This window comes from Mesorhizobium sp. WSM4829, assembly GCF_055811475.1.
Genome location: NZ_JBVVQJ010000036.1, coordinates 12202 through 29090, shown reverse-complemented (window position 1 = coordinate 29090; position 16889 = coordinate 12202). Strand labels below are relative to the sequence as shown.

The 16889-nt window shown below is 62.3% G+C and carries 18 protein-coding genes and 1 pseudogene; 12 read left to right on the top strand and 7 right to left on the bottom strand.

All coding sequences use genetic code 11. The features are described from left to right. Window positions 1-196: 196 nt before the first annotated feature. The 7 genes from AC0L17_RS27060 to recQ all read left to right on the top strand — a co-directional run bounded on the left by AC0L17_RS27060 (window position 197) and on the right by recQ (window position 7078). A complete protein-coding gene (locus tag AC0L17_RS27060; RefSeq protein WP_031255309.1) occupies window positions 197-724 on the top strand; it encodes a TRAP transporter small permease in 528 nt (175 codons plus the stop codon). Between the two features lie 4 nt (window positions 725-728). Beyond that, the gene (locus AC0L17_RS27055) at window positions 729-2009 is read left to right on the top strand and encodes a TRAP transporter large permease (protein ID WP_023800078.1); all 1281 of its coding nucleotides are present in this window, start codon (window positions 729-731) and stop codon (window positions 2007-2009) included. 9 nt (window positions 2010-2018) lie between these two features. Further along, window positions 2019-2795 (top strand): FadR/GntR family transcriptional regulator, encoded by a 777-nt coding sequence (locus tag AC0L17_RS27050; RefSeq protein ID WP_023800077.1) that lies wholly within the window; start codon window positions 2019-2021, stop codon window positions 2793-2795. A 27-nt stretch (window positions 2796-2822) separates the two neighbouring features. Beyond that, window positions 2823-3680, top strand: coding sequence for a 5-dehydro-4-deoxy-D-glucuronate isomerase (gene kduI, locus AC0L17_RS27045; protein ID WP_473518042.1), 858 nt, complete (start codon window positions 2823-2825; stop codon window positions 3678-3680). Continuing rightward, on the top strand, window positions 3677-4444 hold the full coding sequence (gene kduD, locus AC0L17_RS27040) for a 2-dehydro-3-deoxy-D-gluconate 5-dehydrogenase KduD (RefSeq protein WP_473518041.1): 768 nt from the start codon (window positions 3677-3679) through the stop codon (window positions 4442-4444). Before kduI ends, kduD begins: the two co-directional genes overlap by 4 nt. 22 nt (window positions 4445-4466) lie before the next feature. Beyond that, window positions 4467-4805 carry a cupin domain-containing protein gene (locus tag AC0L17_RS27035; protein WP_473518040.1) on the top strand — a complete coding sequence of 113 codons (339 nt, stop codon included), beginning with the start codon at window positions 4467-4469 and terminating at the stop codon, window positions 4803-4805. Window positions 4806-5233: 428 nt separating this feature from the next. Beyond that, on the top strand, window positions 5234-7078 hold the full coding sequence (gene recQ, locus AC0L17_RS27030; RefSeq protein WP_473518039.1) for a DNA helicase RecQ: 1845 nt from the start codon (window positions 5234-5236) through the stop codon (window positions 7076-7078). A gap of 36 nt (window positions 7079-7114) precedes the next feature. On the opposite strand, the gene AC0L17_RS27025 is transcribed toward recQ, so the two are convergent. Then, window positions 7115-8074, bottom strand: a complete 960-nt coding sequence (locus AC0L17_RS27025) for a DUF1186 domain-containing protein (RefSeq protein ID WP_473518038.1) — start codon at window positions 8072-8074, stop codon at window positions 7115-7117. A 179-nt stretch (window positions 8075-8253) separates the two neighbouring features. Here AC0L17_RS27025 and AC0L17_RS27020 point away from each other — a divergent pair, with 179 nt between their 5' ends. The 3 genes from AC0L17_RS27020 to AC0L17_RS27010 all read left to right on the top strand — a co-directional run bounded on the left by AC0L17_RS27020 (window position 8254) and on the right by AC0L17_RS27010 (window position 10101). After that, complete coding sequence (locus AC0L17_RS27020) at window positions 8254-9393, top strand: hypothetical protein (RefSeq protein ID WP_473518037.1); 1140 nt, start codon at window positions 8254-8256, stop codon at window positions 9391-9393. A gap of 121 nt (window positions 9394-9514) precedes the next feature. Beyond that, window positions 9515-9757: an antitoxin MazE family protein gene (locus AC0L17_RS27015; RefSeq protein WP_287137677.1), complete on the top strand. Its 243-nt coding sequence runs from the start codon at window positions 9515-9517 to the stop codon at window positions 9755-9757. Further along, window positions 9754-10101 carry a type II toxin-antitoxin system PemK/MazF family toxin gene (locus tag AC0L17_RS27010; RefSeq protein WP_287218734.1) on the top strand — a complete coding sequence of 116 codons (348 nt, stop codon included), beginning with the start codon at window positions 9754-9756 and terminating at the stop codon, window positions 10099-10101. The genes AC0L17_RS27015 and AC0L17_RS27010 overlap by 4 nt, the downstream gene beginning before the upstream one ends. Window positions 10102-10205: 104 nt before the next feature. Here the strand turns inward: AC0L17_RS27010 and AC0L17_RS27005 are convergent, their stop codons facing one another. Beyond that, the gene (locus AC0L17_RS27005) at window positions 10206-10529 is read right to left on the bottom strand and encodes a hypothetical protein (RefSeq protein ID WP_287224970.1); all 324 of its coding nucleotides are present in this window, start codon (window positions 10527-10529) and stop codon (window positions 10206-10208) included. 78 nt (window positions 10530-10607) lie between these two features. Then, window positions 10608-11501 carry an alpha/beta fold hydrolase gene (locus AC0L17_RS27000; RefSeq protein WP_473518036.1) on the bottom strand — a complete coding sequence of 298 codons (894 nt, stop codon included), beginning with the start codon at window positions 11499-11501 and terminating at the stop codon, window positions 10608-10610. 188 nt (window positions 11502-11689) lie between these two features. Between AC0L17_RS27000 and AC0L17_RS26995 the strand changes: the two genes are divergently transcribed. Next, window positions 11690-12670 (top strand): Tim44 domain-containing protein, encoded by a 981-nt coding sequence (locus tag AC0L17_RS26995; protein WP_473518067.1) that lies wholly within the window; start codon window positions 11690-11692, stop codon window positions 12668-12670. Between the two features lie 82 nt (window positions 12671-12752). Here the strand turns inward: AC0L17_RS26995 and AC0L17_RS26990 are convergent, their stop codons facing one another. From AC0L17_RS26990 to AC0L17_RS26980, 3 genes are all read right to left on the bottom strand, one after another. Continuing rightward, window positions 12753-13646 carry a LysR family transcriptional regulator gene (locus tag AC0L17_RS26990; RefSeq protein WP_473518035.1) on the bottom strand — a complete coding sequence of 298 codons (894 nt, stop codon included), beginning with the start codon at window positions 13644-13646 and terminating at the stop codon, window positions 12753-12755. 130 nt (window positions 13647-13776) lie between these two features. Then, a complete protein-coding gene (locus AC0L17_RS26985) occupies window positions 13777-14130 on the bottom strand; it encodes a cyclophilin-like fold protein (RefSeq protein WP_473518034.1) in 354 nt (117 codons plus the stop codon). 120 nt (window positions 14131-14250) lie between these two features. Continuing rightward, window positions 14251-15363, bottom strand: coding sequence for an alpha/beta hydrolase (locus tag AC0L17_RS26980; RefSeq protein ID WP_473518033.1), 1113 nt, complete (start codon window positions 15361-15363; stop codon window positions 14251-14253). Between the two features lie 202 nt (window positions 15364-15565). On the opposite strand from AC0L17_RS26980, the pseudogene AC0L17_RS26975 reads away from it, so the two are divergent. Further along, window positions 15566-15841 (top strand): annotated as a pseudogene (locus AC0L17_RS26975) (hypothetical protein); the annotation flags it as partial. 181 nt (window positions 15842-16022) lie between these two features. On the opposite strand, the gene AC0L17_RS26970 reads toward AC0L17_RS26975, so the two are convergent. Next, window positions 16023-16739, bottom strand: coding sequence for a pentapeptide repeat-containing protein (locus AC0L17_RS26970; protein WP_473518032.1), 717 nt, complete (start codon window positions 16737-16739; stop codon window positions 16023-16025). Between the last annotated feature and the right edge of the window lie 150 nt (window positions 16740-16889).

Below are 16889 nucleotides of genomic sequence, written 5' to 3'. Positions count from 1 at the left end.
CCCCTTTCCGGGGCGGGTGGGGCCGGGGTTAACAAAACCCCGTCCTCGCCGCCATCGCTTGGGGGTTGGGCCCCCCCGGGGGGGGGGGCGCCCCCCCCGGGGGGGGGGGGCCCCCCCCCCCCCGCCCCTCTTGCGGAGAGAACCAGTGACCTCCAGCTCAGAACAGAGACCGTCCCTATCCGGCATCGCGCGCGTGATGTCGCGCGTCAGCACGGCGGCGCTGTGGATCGCCGGCATCGGGCTGGTGCTGATGACCGCTTTCGTCGCCTGGCAGGTGTTCGGCCGCTATGTTCTGAACCGCTCGCCGAGCTGGACCGAGCAGGGCTCGGTGATGCTGATGAGCTGGTTCATTTTCCTCGGCGCTGCCGTCGGGGTGCGCGAGAACTATCACCTCGGCTTCGACGTCCTGCTCTACGTGCTGCCGAAAGGCGGAAAGCGTTGGCTGAGGATGATCTCGGATCTCGTCGCGCTCGCCTTCGGCATCGGCATGATCTGGTATGGCAGCCAGCTGGTCGCGCTGACTTGGGGCGCCACCTTGCCGTCGCTCGGCATATCGGGGGGCTGGGACTACGTCCCGCTTGTCGCGGGAGGCGTGCTCATCGTGCTGTTCACTCTGGAGCGCATCGTGCTTCGCCTCTCCGGTGCGCCGATCGACGATGCGCTCGACGAATTGCCGCCGGCGGAAGTCGCAGCCGAACTCGACACAGCCAACGTGAAGGTCTGACGCCATGGAACTCTGGATACTTTTTGGCGTCTTCACCGTCCTGATGCTCATCGGCACGCCAATCGCTTTCTGCCTCGGCGTCGCAAGCTTTGCCACCGTTCTCTATATGGGCCTGCCGCCGCTCATCGTGTTCCAGCGCCTGAATTCCGGCATGAGTGTCTTTTCGCTGCTGGCCATTCCGTTTTTCATCTACGCCGGCGACCTGATGGTGCGCGGCGGCATCGCCAGCAAGATCGTTGCCTTCGCCGGCTCGCTGGTCGGCCACATGCGCGGCGGCCTCGGGCAGGTCAACATCGCGACCGCTACACTATTCGGCGGCATTTCGGGCTCCGCCGTGGCGGAGGCCGCGGCGGTCGGCGGCTTGATGATCCCGCAGATGAAGGCGCGTGGCTATGGAGCGGATTACGCCGTCAACGTCACCTCGATGGCGGCGCTGATCGCGTTGCTGCTGCCGCCGTCGCACAACATGATCATCTACTCGATCTCGGCAGGCGGAAAGATCTCCATCGCCGACCTGTTCACCGCCGGCATCATCCCGGGCCTGCTGTTGGCCCTGGCGCTGATGATCACCGCCTACTTCGTGGCGCGCTCACGCGGCTATCCGACCGAGCCGTTTCCTGGCTTCGCCGCCGTCGCGCATCTCTTCGCCGTCGCGGTGCCAGGCCTGCTGCTGATCGCGATCATCTTCGGCGGCGTGCGATCGGGCGTTTTCACGGCCACAGAGAGTTCCTGCATCGCCGTCATCTATGCGTTGCTCGTGACTGTCCTGGTCTACCGGCAGATGACCTGGGAAGGTTTCGTTCATGCCACCCATGGCGCCGTGCGCACCACGGCTATGGTGCTGCTCATCATTGGCATGGCAGCGGCGTTCTCGTGGTTGATGGCCTTCCTCAAAGTGCCGGCAGCGCTGATAGCCTCGATGAACGCGATCTCGGAAGATCCGCTGGTTGTGCTGCTCCTGCTCAACCTCTTGATGCTGTTCCTCGGCACCTTCATGGACATGGGGCCGACGATCATCATTTGCACGCCGATCTTCCTGCCCGTGGCGCAGGCCTACGGCGTCGATCCGGTGCATTTCGGCGTCATCATGATCCTCAACTTCGGCATCGGGCTGAACACGCCGCCGGTGGGCGCAGTGCAGTTCGTGGCGTGCGCGGTGGGCAAGATATCCGTCTGGGAAGCGATGCGCTCGATCTGGCCGTTCTATGGGGCCGGCATCGTGGTGCTGGGGCTCGTCACTTACATTCCGGCCATCTCGCTATGGTTGCCGAGCGTCTTCAAATAGGGGCTGGCAATGGCATCGGATATGGCAATCAACCTGAAGGTCGAACGCAAGCCCAAGCTGTCGGAGACCGTGGTCGCGGCGATCCGCAAGCAGTTGCAGGCGGGCGAGATCCAGCCAGGCCAAAAGCTGCCGACCGAGGGTCGGCTGACCGAAACCTTCGGGGTCAGCCGCACCGTCATCCGCGAAGCGCTGGCCAAGCTTGCCGCCGACGGTCTGGTCGAGCCGCGCCAGGGCGCTGGGGTGTTCGTCACCGAGCATATCTCGACGATGTTCGGCACGCTGGCCGCGGACATCGGCAGCAAGGATTCGATCGCGCTCAACGTGCTGGAGGTGCGCCTGGCGATCGAGATCGAATCCGCCGGGCTGGCCGCTATCCGTCGCAATGCCGCGCAGGAAGCGGCGATCCAGGAGGCGTTCTTCGAGTTCGAGCGGCTGCTGTTGAACAGCGAGCCGACAGGTCCGGCCGACCTCGCCTTCCACCGGGCGATCGCCAGCGCCACCAACAATCCGTTCTATGTCGAGATGCTCGACGTGCTCGGCCGGCGCGCCATTCCTTGCGACGTGACATCGCCGTGGTCGACAGAACTCGCCCAATCCGACGCCTATCAGCGCGGCCTGCAAGACGAGCATCTGGTGATCCTGAACGCCATTACATCAGGCGATGCCGAGTCGGCGCGCGAAGCGATGCGCGCGCATCTCAGCGCCAGCCAGCAGCGCTATCGCGAGCGCCTGCACGCACGCCAGATTTTTTATGCCGATTCGGTCAAGGCCGCGGCAACCGAATGACTAATGAGGCAGCCCAATGGAACAGCAATGAATCACACTGACAATCACACCGACTTCACCTCGCGCTTCGCCATCGACCCTGTTACCGCCGCGGCGATGGGGACGGACGAGCTCCGCCACAACTTTCTGATCGAAGGCCTGTTTCAGCTCGGCCGCATCGGCCTGACCTATACGCATTACGACCGCATGATCGTTGGCGGCGCCATGCCTGCCGGGACACCGCTTTCGCTGCAGGCGATCAAGCCGACCGGAACAAAGAACTTTCTCGATCGCCGCGAAATGATCGCCGTCAACATCGGCGGCGCCGGCATCGTGAAAGCCGGCGGCCGGTCCTACGAGCTGCAGCCGCGCGACATGCTGTATCTCGGCATGGGCGCCAACGAAGTGTCGTTCGCCTCAGTCAATCCAGCCGAGTCGGCCAAGTTCTATCTGCTCAGCGCGCCGGCGCATCAGAGCCATCCCAGCCAGCTGATCCGCATCGGCGATGCCAAGCGGCTCGACCTCGGCAGTCAGGCGACCTGCAACGAGCGCTCGATCTTCCAGTTCATCCATGCCGAGGGTGTGAAGACCTGCCAACTCGTCGTCGGCATGACCCAACTCGCCCCAGGCTCGGTCTGGAACACCATGCCGTGCCATGTGCATGACCGGCGCATGGAGGCTTATCTCTATTTCGACCTGCCGGAGACGGCGCGTGTGTTTCATTTCATGGGCGAGCCGGATGAGACACGCCATCTCGTCATGCGCAACGAGGAAGCGGTGCTGTCGCCGGGTTGGTCGATCCATTCGGGGGCCGGCACCTCCAACTACGCCTTCATCTGGGCGATGGCCGGCGACAATGTCGACTATACGGATGTCGACCCGGTAGCGATGGAAGAGCTGCGATGAGCGATCTCTCGGCTTTCAGCCTGGCCGGCAAGCGCATTCTCGTCACCGGCGCCAACACCGGCATTGGCCAAGGCATCGCCCTGTCGATCGCGCGCGCCGGTGGTGGGGTGGTCGGCGTCGGCCGCTCTGCAATGGATGAGACCGCGGAAAAGATCGCTGCTGCGGGCGGCGGCTTCGAGGCGGTGCGCTGCGATCTTGCCGACCACGCCGCCGCCCAGGCGATGTTCGATCGCGTCTGGGACGAAACCGGGCCGCTCGACGGACTGGTCAACAATGCCGGAATCATCCGGCGCGCCGACGCCGTCGATTTGGGGCAAGCCGATTGGGAGGATGTCATGGACGTCAACCTGAAGACGGTGTTTTTTCTCAGCCAGAGCTTTGCCCGGCGCGTGCTTGCCGATCCCGAACGGCGCGGCAAGATCGTCAACATCGCCTCGGTGCTGAGCTTCCAGGGCGGTATCCGCGTCGCCTCCTACACCGCCTCGAAACACGGCGTGCTCGGCATCACCCGGTTGCTCGCCTGCGAATGGGCGTCGAAAGGCATCAACGTCAACAGTATTGCGCCCGGCTACATCGAAACCAACAACACCGAGGCGCTGCGTGCCGACCCGGACCGCAGCACCGCCATTCTGGCGCGCATTCCAGCCGGGCGCTGGGGCGGACCGGAAGACATCGGCGACGCTGCCGTCTTCCTGCTGGCGCCGGCGTCAAACTACATGCATGGCGCGGTGGTGCCGGTGGACGGCGGCTGGCTGGCGCGATGAGGAGCATGACGAGGATGTGGCGATGACCGGAACGAAGATCTTTGCGCATGCCGGCGAGGGCGCGTGGACGCCGACCCCGGATGGCAATCGCAGACGTGTGATGCTGCACATCGACGAATTGATGATGGTCGAGTTCGGTTTCGACAAGGGCGGTGTCGGCGCGCTGCATTCGCACCCGCATGTCCAGGCGAGCTACGTCGCCGAAGGACGCTTCGAGGTTACCATCGACGGCACGACCGAGATCATGGAAACGGGAAGCAGCTTCATTGTCCCTGCCAATTTGGTCCACGGCGTCAAGGCGCTCGAGGCCGGCCGCCTGGTCGACAGTTTTACCCCGCACCGCGCCGATTTCCTCGACTGACCGTACGAGAACCCCCCGCAGGTCACCACGCAGCGGCAGCCTGTCTCGGAAGCGAAAAGCCCGCGCCTCCGGAGAGACGCGGGCGTGTTGCCTGGGCGCTTGTGGCGCCGCGGTACTCAAAACATCACCGCAGGACCTGAACCTGCCGAATCATGGTGAAGATAGGATTAATCGGCCCGAGCCGTTGCGCGATATTCACAGCCAAAGTGAATAGAGGCTGGAATCACGCTCGCATATCCGCCAATGAGGGGATAACTTTTCAGACGGAGCCGACGGAGACAGGACTTGAGGAGCGTTCGAATGTCCGAATCGGCTGTCCAAGCGGTCACCCGACGATTCGCCAGGGAGCTTTGGCAGGTCACGTCGCCGCTGACTCGGGCCGTTCCCCCAATGCCTTTTCGGGCAGCGCCGATCATAGAAATTCCCTGATGCAGGCAGCGGCGGCGAGCGTCCCGGCGGAGGATCCCAAGCGGCGCGTCCTGAAGGACGTGTTCGGCTTCGACGATTTTCGTCCCGGCCAGGACGCCGTGACGGAGGCGCTGCTGGCCGGGCGTCATGTGTTGGCCGTCATGCCGACCGGCGCCGGCAAATCGCTCTGCTACCAGGTCCCGGCGCTGGTCCTGGGCGGCCTCACCATTGTCGTTTCGCCGCTGGTGGCGCTGATGCAGGACCAGGTCGCCGCATTGCGTCTTGCCGGCGTGGCGGCCGATACGATCAATTCCTCGCTCGATCGCGATGCCAATGTCGCCGCATGGCGCCGCGTCGCGGCGGGCCAGACGCGCCTGCTCTATCTTGCACCGGAGCGGCTGATGACCGCGCGGATGCTCGAGGCGCTGGCCAGGCTCGACATCCGGCTGATCGCTGTCGACGAGGCGCATTGCATCTCCCAATGGGGGCCGTCGTTCCGGCGCGAATATGAAGAGTTGTCGCGGCTGCGCGACATTTTCGCTGATGTGCCGATCATTGCGCTGACGGCGACAGCGGACGAGGCGACGCGCACCGACATCGCCGGACAGCTGTTCGCCGGGCGCGTCGAAACCCTGGTGCTGGGTTTCGACCGGCCGAACATCAAGCTTGGCGTCGAGGCCAAGCAGGACAGCAAGCGCCAATTGCTGGGCTTCGTGCAGCGTCATGCCGGCCGCAGCGGGATCGTCTATTGCCTGTCGCGCAAGAAGACGGAAGAGATGGCGGCGTTCCTCGAGAAGAACGGCGTGCGCGCCCTGGCCTATCATGCCGGCATGAGCAAGGAGGCGCGTGAAGCAAATCAAAACGCTTTCATGACCCTGTCGGGCGTGGTGATGGTGGCGACCATCGCCTTCGGCATGGGGATCGACAAGCCGGACGTCGCCTATGTCTTCCACACCGACCTGCCGGGCAGCCTCGAAGCCTATTATCAGGAAATCGGCCGCGCCGGCCGCGACGGGCGGGCTGCCGAGGCACATATGCTCTTCGGTCTCGGCGACATTCGCATGCGGCGGCTTTTCATCGACGACGAGGACGCGCCGGCGGAGCATAAAAGGCGCGCGCATGGCCGGCTCGATACGCTGATAGGCTATTGCGAAACGGCCCAGTGCCGTCGCCAGATCCTGCTTGGCTATTTCGGCGAACCAGCAATGCCTTGCGGCAATTGCGACAACTGCCTCGACCAGACGCCGCACGCGGATGGCGAAGCGGAGGCGCGGATCGTCTTCGCGGCCATTGCGCAGACCGGCGAGCGCTTTGGCGCCGTCCATGTCGTCGATGTTCTGCTCGGCCATGAAACCGAGAAAGTCCTGGCCAGGAACCACCACAGGCTTGCCAACTTCGGGACCGGCGTGGCGCGCAAGAAGGATGTCTGGCAGTCGCTCATCCGCCAGCTCGTCGCGGGAGGGTTTCTGACGTTGGACTCAGGCGGCCATGGCGGCCTTGCCATCGCGGAAAAGGGCCGCGAGCTGGCCCGTGGCGAGGTCCCGTTCCGGTATCGCGTAGAGGTGCGGAACCGCGCGGCACAAGGCAAGACTCGTCCCACCCCGAATGCTGCCGCGGGTACTGAAGACCTGGATACCGCGCTCTTGGCCGCGCTCAAGGCGGTTCGGCTGCGTCTCGCCCGGGAGCGCCAGGTGCCGGCCTTCGTGATCTTCTCCGATCGCACGCTGATCGATATGGCCGAACGCTGCCCGCGCGACCTCGACGCTTTTGCAGCAGTCAACGGCGTCGGTGCCGCAAAACTCAGGGAATTCGGCGAGATCTTCCTCGGCGCAATCGCTGCGCACCAATCCCGTGGATCGGCCTGAGACAGCCAAGGATCAAGTCCGCGGTGCTGCAGCAGGTCAATTTGCGAGACAGCATTTCTTCGCTTTCTTGCCGCTTCCACAGGGACATGGGTCATTTCGTCCGACATGGCGCAAAGGATTTGTGACCGGCGCTGTCAGGCTCGGCAACTCGTCGAGCCAGGTTTTTTCAGGGAAGGGCGAGTGCAAATCTTCCTTGCCAAAATACTCAAGGTGGCTGGTCCATTCCAACGCTTCAAGCACATCGTCGATATAGCCGAGACCGGTCCGCTCGAATCGATCGACGTCGTTCGGGCTTTGCTCGGCTGCCCGGAGATCGTCTTCGAAATCACTGAGTTCAAGCATGCCCATTGGGACGCGGCCGTCGTCCCACGCGCTGTGAACCAGCGGCGCCAGATCGCGCAAGCTAAGCCGGGCGATTGCCTCCAGCCAGGCGATCCAGGCGAAATCGTCGTCACCGGCCAGCCTCTCGGTGTGGAATCGCTCGAGAAAATCTCGCATTCGGTCACGCTCGATGCGGCCTTCCCAGGTCAGGAAGGTCGCTGCGCCCAAAACTGCATCGCGGACGAATTCATCGACAGAGCGGTCGCTGATCAAGCTGAACAAAGCGTCGGCGTCGCCATCAAATACGCCGGCGACGATACGCGCCATGCTCTCGGTCACCACGTCGCCGAGCAGGTCATCGAGCTCGCGTCCCGGACGGCGCAGCAAGCGCAACAAGGGCCCGAACGTTCTAGTGTCGCGAGCGCCGCCCAGGATGTAAATGCCTCGCAGGAGCCGCATCTCATCATCCCGCGACAGATCCTCTCCTTCGGCCGCTCTTGCGATGACCGCCCGCAGCGCGGGAGCGGATTCTTCAATCCTTGCGATGCAGTGGGCGATGGCGACGTCCGGAAATTGCCCTTCGCGTGCCAGGTCATGCAGTTGATCTTCAATCGGACCCAGATCGAAGCCGGGCCCGCCACGGCCAAGGACGGTTTCCAGCTCTTCCTTCTTCATGGCATCCTCGCTGTCGTTCGTGCTTGGCAAATCTACGACAGACCGGCTGCCTTTCAACAGTTCATCCGCCGCACGAACGGCAAATACCTGTGCAGAAGGTCTCAGACCCGCGGGATCGATCTCGACAAAGCTCCGTCCCGGAACTGACTTGTGAGACGAAGATCGGCTATGAAGCTGCTATGAGCGAATACCAATATTACGAGTTTCAGGCGGTCGACCATCCGCTCGGCCAAGCGGATCGCCAGGCCTTGCGTGATTTGTCGACACGGGCGCGGATCACCGCCACGAGCTTCACGAATTCCTACGAGTGGGGCGACTTCAAAGGCAATCCGGTCGAGTTGATGGAGCGCTGGTTCGATCTCCATCTCTATCTCGCCAATTGGGGCACGCACCGCCTGATGATCCGTCTGCCGAGGCGGCTGGTCGACCGGCGGCGTCTCGATGGATTTCTCCACTCGATCGATTGGGTCGATGTCACGACATCGGGTGAAAATCTGATCGTCGACATCCTGTGCGAGGAACTTGAGCCTGCGGACTATTGGGACGACGGATCGGACTGGCTCGCAGCACAGGCGCCGCTGCGCGCCGACGTGCTTGGCGGCGACCTGAGGCTTTTCTATCTGCTGTGGCTGACGGCGGTCGAGGCCGGTTCTGTCGAGCCGGACGAGGCGGAACCGTTGCCGGGTATCGGCCCGATGACTGGCGCGCTTGACGCTTTCGCGCGCTTCTTCCGTCTCGATGCTGATCTCGTCGCGGCGGCGGCCGAACGCCCCGCCGGCACGACGGCGCAGGATCCATTGTCATCGGATGTCATCCGTCGTGCACTTGCCGATTTGCCCGATCGTGAGAAAACGACGCTGCTGGCTCGCGTGATCGAGGGCGATCCGCATGTGGGAAACGAGCTTCGGGCGCTCGTTCGGGATAGCCAGGAGACCTCGGCGGTTCGACCCGCCGTGGCTCCGCGCTGGGCCGGCGAATTGCGCGCCCGTGCCGATGCGATCCGCGAGGCTCGCGAGCGCGAGCAAAGCGAGCGGCGGGAGGCCGAAAGGAACCGGCTGGAGGCGGAAGAGGAACGCGCCCGCCGCGCCCGGCTCGACGCGATCATGCGTCGCGGCGAAACCGTGTGGCGCGAGGTGGAGACCGAAATCGAGCGCCGCAATGCTCCCGGCTACGATACGGCCGCCGGTCTTCTGCTCGACCTCAAAGCGATCGCCGAGGAGCGGGGGATGGTTGGCGAGTTCGCCTACCGGCTTCAGGCGATCCGTGAACGGCATATCCGCAAGGGGCGCTTCATCGAACGGCTGAAGCCAATAGGATAGGATGGCACGCAATAGCAGCAAGTCACAGCCGGTGTCGTAGCCCGGCGGGCTTTCCGACGAGGACTGGTCAAAGCTCGCCCTCTGCAATAGGTTACATGTAACCACTAGCAGGAGAATCGTCATGGCCTCGCCATCGAAGCCTAAGTCCTCGGGCATGAAGGTGCGGGAACATCGTGAACGTCTGCGCCGGCAAGGTCTGCGGCCGATACAGATTTGGGTGCCGGACGTGCGTGCGCCGGCCTTCCGTTCGGAAGCGCATCGCCAGTCACTGGCGGTTGCGGCAAGCGCCCATGCAAGCGAGGATCAGGCGTTCATTGACATGATTTCCGATTGGGACGCGATATCGGATTGGGGTGATGAATGAAGCGTGGCGATATCTGGACGGTCGCCGGCGGCAAGGATTACGCCGGCAAACCGCGCCCTGTCGTCATCATCCAGGATGACAGTTTCGATGCGACGGATTCGATCACCATCTGCGGCTGCACGACCGACGAGACGGACGCGCCATTATTCCGTCTTTCCGTCGAACCGAACGAGCGCAACGGGCTGCTCACCGTCTGCCGACTGATGGTGGACAAGATCACCACGGTCCCAAAGTCCAAGATCGGCGCAAATATCGGGCGGTTAGACGACGCGGACATCCTGCGCCTCAATCAGGCCGTTATCGTTTTCCTCGGCTTGGCCGTGTCGCCAAGACTGAAGCCGTGACGGTGAGGATGACAGAATCCACGGAGCCGTCGAGCCTCGGCTGTAATACTGCGAAATCGATCATTTTCAACCTTCGGCAGCAGGCTCTGACGCCGGCGCCGCAATCAGCACCTGCTTCGTCTCACAGCTGCGATCGCAGCCTCCTGCTGCTGCAATTGCTCGATTTTCGCGTTCTGGCGGACTGTGACGGTTGTGGCGACACGCCGGGCTCCCCATAGCCAGTTCGGAATGTTGGTTTTCGCGACTTTGCCCCGGGTGATCGCTGTCGCCGACAGCTCCTTGGCGACTTCACCCATGGCCACGTTGAGTTCGACGCAACTCATCCTGTCGTATTTCGCGGCATCAAAGGATGCATGGAAGGGCGATGCGCAACCTCCGACAAACACGATGCTGCATATCAGGGATATGGCTGGCGAGATGGCTTTCATTTTATCAAGCAGATTTGACGCCGGACGGGCGAATGAGGCATGTGAAGCTCTACAACACTCTGCCCTGGGCGTCATTCCCTATTCAACCTCGAAGAATTTCGAGAGAGCCGCTGCGGTCTGGTGAGGGTGCTCTTCTGGAAAGAAGTGCCCGCCCGGAACGGGACCTCCTTCAACTCTGTCGGCCCATTTCCTCCAGATAGCCAGCGGTCCGCCTTCCTCCGCATACCAGGTTTCCAGGCCGCCCTGGCTACTCCACAGTGCCAGGAGCGGACACTTGATGCGACGACCGTTTATCTGGTCCAGCGCGTCATGTTCACGATCGATCGTGGCAGCGGCCCGATACTCTTCGCAAATCGCATGAATATGAACGGGATCGCGAAGCGCCTTGACATAGGCCTCCCTGATCGTTGCAGAGAACATTTCTGCCGGCGATCCCCACTGCACAATCGCATTGTCGACGATGGCATCGGGCGCCGCGCCGATCAGCCGCTCCGGCAGCGGTTCCGGTTGCGCAAGAAGGCTCCAGGGCCAGAAGCCGAGAGCCAGTCTGGCATCCGCCCTGTCCCACGCGGCGGCGGTCGGGATGACGTCGAGGACCGCGACCCTGGATATCTCATCGGGGTGATCGAGTGCCAGGCGATAGGCGACCCGCCCGCCGCGGTCGTGTCCGGCAACCATGAACCGCCCAAAACCCAACTGCTGCATGACTTGAACCATGTCTGCGGCCATGGCGCGTTTGGCGTATGGGCTATGATCGGCCGAGGAGACCGGGCAGCCGCTTTGCCCATAGCCGCGAAGATCGGCGGCGACGACTGTGAAGCGGGGCGCCAGGGCCGCGGCAATATCCCTCCACATCAGATGCGTTTCTGGAAAACCGTGAAGCAGCAGCAGCGGCGGACCGGTTCCGCCGACCCTTGCGAAAATGGTCGTGTCGTCCAGTTGCAAGCTGGTGGCCCTGAAACCTGCAAACACCGTTTTTCTCCTCGGTGTGCCTCAGGCGACAACGCACGAGGTGGCAGAAGGATCACGGTCGGCTGCTTTGCTGAATTTGTGGCGGTCCTGGAATTCTCCTCAATTGCCAGATACGGAAGCTGCGGCCACTGATATTTCGATCGGCGCACCCCATATAGCGCCAAAGTGTCGCTTGAGGATTTGCCATGATGATTTCGCGTTCGAGCCGGTTTGCCGTTTTGTTTGCAGGACTGTTCCTGGCTTTTTCCATGGTCACGGCCGATTACGCCGAGGCGCGGCGTGGCGGCAGCTTCGGCAGCCGCGGCACGCGCACGTTCCAGTCGGTCCCGCCGACCAGGACAGCGCCACAGCCGGCCGCGCCGGTCGAGCGCTCGATGACGCCCAACACCGCAACGAACAATGCGGCGCGCCAGACACCGGCAGCCCAACGACCAGGGATCTTCAGCGGCCTCGGCGGTTCGATGATGCGCGGCCTGCTGCTCGGCGGTCTGATCGGACTTCTTTTGGGCCAGGGGTTCGGCGGCTTGGCTGGCATGTTGGGCCTGCTGCTGCAAGGACTGCTGATCGGCGGCGCGATCATGCTGATCATCCGCTTTTTCCGGTCGCAATCGGCACGCAGCCAAGCGCTTGCCATGGCCGGCGTTCCCCAGGGCATGGGCAATTTTGGGCGAAACGCGGCAGCCCAGCGCGAGGCGGACAACGTCACATCTTTCCCCATTCCAGGCATCGGGTCTGGCTTTGGCCGGACGGCTCCAGCTAACGATCAAATTACGATGACGCCGGCCGATCTCGATACATTCCAGCAGCGGTTGACCGAAGTTCAGGAAGCGTTCGGGCGTGAAGACCATGCTGGCTTGCGCCGGCTGGCGACCCCCGAGATGGTGTCGTACCTGTCCGAAGAACTTGCCGACAATGCCAAGAACGGCATCAGGAACGAGGTGTCGAACGTCAGCCTACTGGAGGCCGATATTGCGGAGAGCTGGCGGGAAGATGATCGTGACTACGCGACGGCTGCCCTGCGCTACGAGTCTCTTGACGTGATGCGTGATCGCGCCACCGGCAAGATCGTCGCCGGCGAAGCCGATCGGCCGACGGAAACAACCGAACTGTGGACCTTCACGCGCCAGAACGGCGGTGACTGGAAGCTGGCTGCAATACAGCAGCCCTGACTGATACGCTGCAGCCTCGGCCGTTCACGTCCGCTGGCGATGGCTTCAGTGACAGGAACGTCGAAACCCCCGGCATCGATAGTCACTCGCGATGGCGCAGCGCATCGACCAGGGCAACGAAAGCAGGCGAGGATTGCCGGCGGCTCGGATAATAGAGATGGTAGCCATCCCAATAGGGCAACCAACCTTCGAGGACCCGCGCCAGCCGCCCTTTGGCGATGTGGGGAAGGGCCATTTCTTCCGGAACATAGCCGAGGCCGCGGCCGGCCAGCGCGGCGTCCAGGACATGAAAGATGTTGTTGAAGACGAGCTGCCCATCGACGCGAATCTTGATCTCGCGGCCGTTCTCCTCGAACTCCCACACATAAAGAGCCCCGGACGATGGAAAACGGTAGTTGATGCAATTGTGCTGCACGAGGTCCTGCGGCTTCTCCGGCGCGGGATGCTCGGCAAAATAAGATTCTTCGCCGACGACCGCGAAGCGGAAATCCGGTCCGATGCGAGCGGAGATCATGTCTTTCGCCAGCTGCTCGCCCATGCGGATCCCGGCGTCGAAGCGCTCCGTCACGATGTCGGTGAGGCCGTTGTCGAGCAGGAGTTCGACCTTGATGTCGGGATATTTCGGCAGAAAGCGTTTCAGCTTGGGCCAAAGGATGCTGCTGATTGCATAGTCAGGCGCTGACAGCCGGATGGTTCCGGCGGGCTTTTCCCTCAGCTCGTTCAGGGCATCGACCTCGATTTCGATCTGGTCAAAGTGCGGCCCAATCCGCTGCAAAAGCCTCTCGCCCGCCTCCGTGGGAGCCACCGCGCGCGTCGTGCGGGTGAGCAGGCGAACGCCAAGGCGCGCTTCGAGCTGGCGGATAGTGTGGCTTAGCGCCGATTGCGATATGCCGAACCGGGCTGCGGCGCGCGTAAAACTACGCTCCCGAGCAACAGCCAGGAACGCGAGCAGATCATTGACATTCTGCCGCGGCACTCATGAATCCTTGTAATAGCCAGAGTTCGATTATATCGGATAAATCGAAGGCGAACACACTTCATTGAGCGGCAGCTATTCAATCCGCCGCTCGCCCCCGGCGACGAACTACGAGCGGATTGCGCAGGGTTCAGTCGGCGCGTTCAACGCGGATGGTGACCGGACCGGGACGATCGAAGATCGAGACATCGCCAGTGACCTGCCCGAGCCTGATGATGCCAGGCGCCGGGAGGCGACCGCTCCGATAGTAGATCACGAAATGATCGGAACTCCACAACCCAAGCGTGCCGACGGAGAACTCGCGCTGCCGCGCCAGCTCGGGCAAGGCGGAAGGCAGATTGCCGGTCTTTTCCTGGCGCAGATGATCGGACATCTCGATCGTGAGCGGCAGCATCTGCGCCAGAGATCTTGCGGCCTCGTTATCGGCGAGTTCGACTGTGACCTCGCCCCAATCCGAAGAAATGCGAATGCGTTCTTGAGCCATGGCAGATTCAACCGTTCCGAATGCGATAACAGCGGAACTCAGCATTAGTTTCAGCATGCCGTATCTCCCGATCCATGCTGATGGAGCCTGTTCCGTCCGCTACAGGCTCCATCGCGCCGCTCACGCGGAGAGGTGCTGATTGAAGAAGCTGGTCAGCTTGTCGAACGGGATCAGGTCGACGCGATCGTAGAGGTCGACGTGCCCGGCGCCGGCAACCCAAACAAGCTCCTTCGGCTCGGCCGCTCGCTGGTAGGCATCCTCGCTGAACTCGCGGGAATGAGCCTGATCGCCGGCGATGAACAGCATCGGGCGCGGCGAGATCGTCTCGATGTCGTTGAACGGGTAGAAATTCATGAACTTGACATTGCTGGTCAGCGTCGGATGCGTGGTGATCTGCGGGTTTGCGCTGGCGGGCGTGAATTCACCCCGCGGCGTGCGGTAGAAGTCATAGAACTCCCGCTGGATCGGATGGGTGTCGGCGGTCAGCTCATGCACCGTGCCGCTGGTATATTCGACCTCGCCGCCTTCAAACTCTGCCCAGCGCCGCTCGGCAGCTGCAGCAATGGCCTGCTTGCGCTGCTCGACGCTCAGTGAATGGTTAAGCGCGTTGCGGTTGGCGGCCCCCATATCGTACATGCTGACGGTTGCGACGGCGCGCATCCGCGGGTCGATCTTGGCGGCGCTGATGACGAAGCTGCCGCTGCCGCAGACGCCGATCGCACCGATGCGGTTTCTGTCGACGAATGGCCGTGTGCCCAGGAAATCGACCGCGGCGCTAAACGCTTCGGCGTAGACATCCGGCGAAACGATCTGGCGGGCCTCGCCCTCGCTTTCGCCCCAGAACGGCAGGTCTATGGACATGGCGACGAAGCCCTGTTCGGCCATCTTGGTGGCATAAAGATTCGCGCTCTGCTCCTTCACCGCACCCATCGGATGCCCGACGACGAGCGCCGGATGGCGCGCATTGCGGTCGAGCTTGTTGGGAATGAACAGATTGCCCGCAACGTTCATCTCGTATTGGCTCTTGAAGGCGATCTTTTCCAGCGTCACCCGATCACTGGTGTAGAAGTTGTTGGCGCCGTTTGACATGTCTTGAGCCTTTGCGAAGGGGATGTTGAACAGCGACGCCGCACCGAGCGCGGCAACGCCGGCGCCGGTCAGCTTCAGGAGATCACGCCGGCCAAAGTCGACACTGGACTGCGCCGTGCTCTCGATTCCGATCTGCTTGTTCATGCCTGTCTCCTTTGATCGTCCTGAACTGTCGCAGGCCTGCCGGGCCATGCTCATTTCCTCGGCATGCGCGACAGTGTTGCGAATGTGTGAAATAGAATAGCGACGACGCCGGCGATCGATTAGACGGCAAAATCCGCATGTCGTTATGAGGATGATTCATCAATCGAATAGCGCAGGCTCGTCCCGAAGGTGAACAGATTCGTCCGCCTCCGGCCGCATCTGCATGCACAGGAAGAAGATCGTCACCGTGCCCGCCGATCAAAGGTTCGGCGTCAACGAGTTCGACGATGGCATTTGGCCCTTGAGCCTCATGCCCTATGATCTTGGATACTTCGACCTGGAACAGAGGACATTGGCAAAGCCCCATCCCGCATTCTTGGCGCAGCCGGGATGCTCGCACCTATGGTGTATAATGCCGGGGCGCGTGACGGGCTCCATTGCATCCGGAAGGCGGATCAGTTCGTCACTCATGCTATGATCCTTCCTTCTGAGCAGGAGGTGGACTAGCCACCACTGCGAACGGTGCGGAAAGCACGAGTTCATGCATGTCGAGACGCAAAACCAACCGCTCGGGAACGGCAGGGCAGTCGGGTTAGGCGGCTTGCCGAAAGGTTCGAATCCTGTCGGGTGCAGCATTGCCGCAGTTCGCTTGCCGACAACTATTCCTGCTGGAATTGACAGGGCCAATCTTCAGGCCTCGTCAAGCCAGAAGGCAACTCGGTCCGGGCGTCTCCGCAGGCCATGTTGAGCTGCCACTGGGACAGACCCGACGAATTGGAAAGGTCAACGCCCTCGATACGGGTCAGAAAGAAAAAGGCGCGGTCAAAGTCTATCGACGCGGTGAACGTCGCTCCTCGGAAGTCCGCCCGTGCGAGATTGGCAAACGAGAAACGGCTGCCGCTGATATCGGCGTCATGGAACTGCGCACGCCCCAATTCTGCCTTTGTGAAATCAACGTTGGTCAGATTGGCGTCCTGGAAATTCGAGCGCTGCAATTCCGCGCTCGCAAACACAGCGCCCTGCGCGTCCATACGGCTGAAGTCGGTCCTGTAGGCCTCGATTCTGTCGAACCGGGCACCTTTGGCGGTCGAGTCGGCCAGGGAAGCACGCACAAGCGTTGCCTTCTCAAGATTTGCCGCAAGGAGATTGCTGTTCCTGAGGTCGGTCGAAGTGAAATCAACACCGAACAGGTTCGCCCCGCTCAGGTCCTGTCCTTCTAGGATGAGAAGCTTCTTGACACACTCGTGCCAATTGACGCCAGGCGTCGCGGCTGCGTGGCAATTGTGAGCAGCAGTGGCGTTCTGCCAAGCAAACACAGTGCAAATCGCCAGAATCAAGCCGGATGCGGCGTAAGCTCTGGTTCGCCTCAAAGTCATGGTTGCTGGACCTCTGCTACTCGCCGACACTCAACCTGACCACATCTGCTGACACTCGAGAGTGCTCCTCGTCTACACCACCGTCAACCCGGGAGCAGAGGACATGGCGACGGTCGCCGCAGATGCGCAGCGGACGGCTCCATTGCGGCT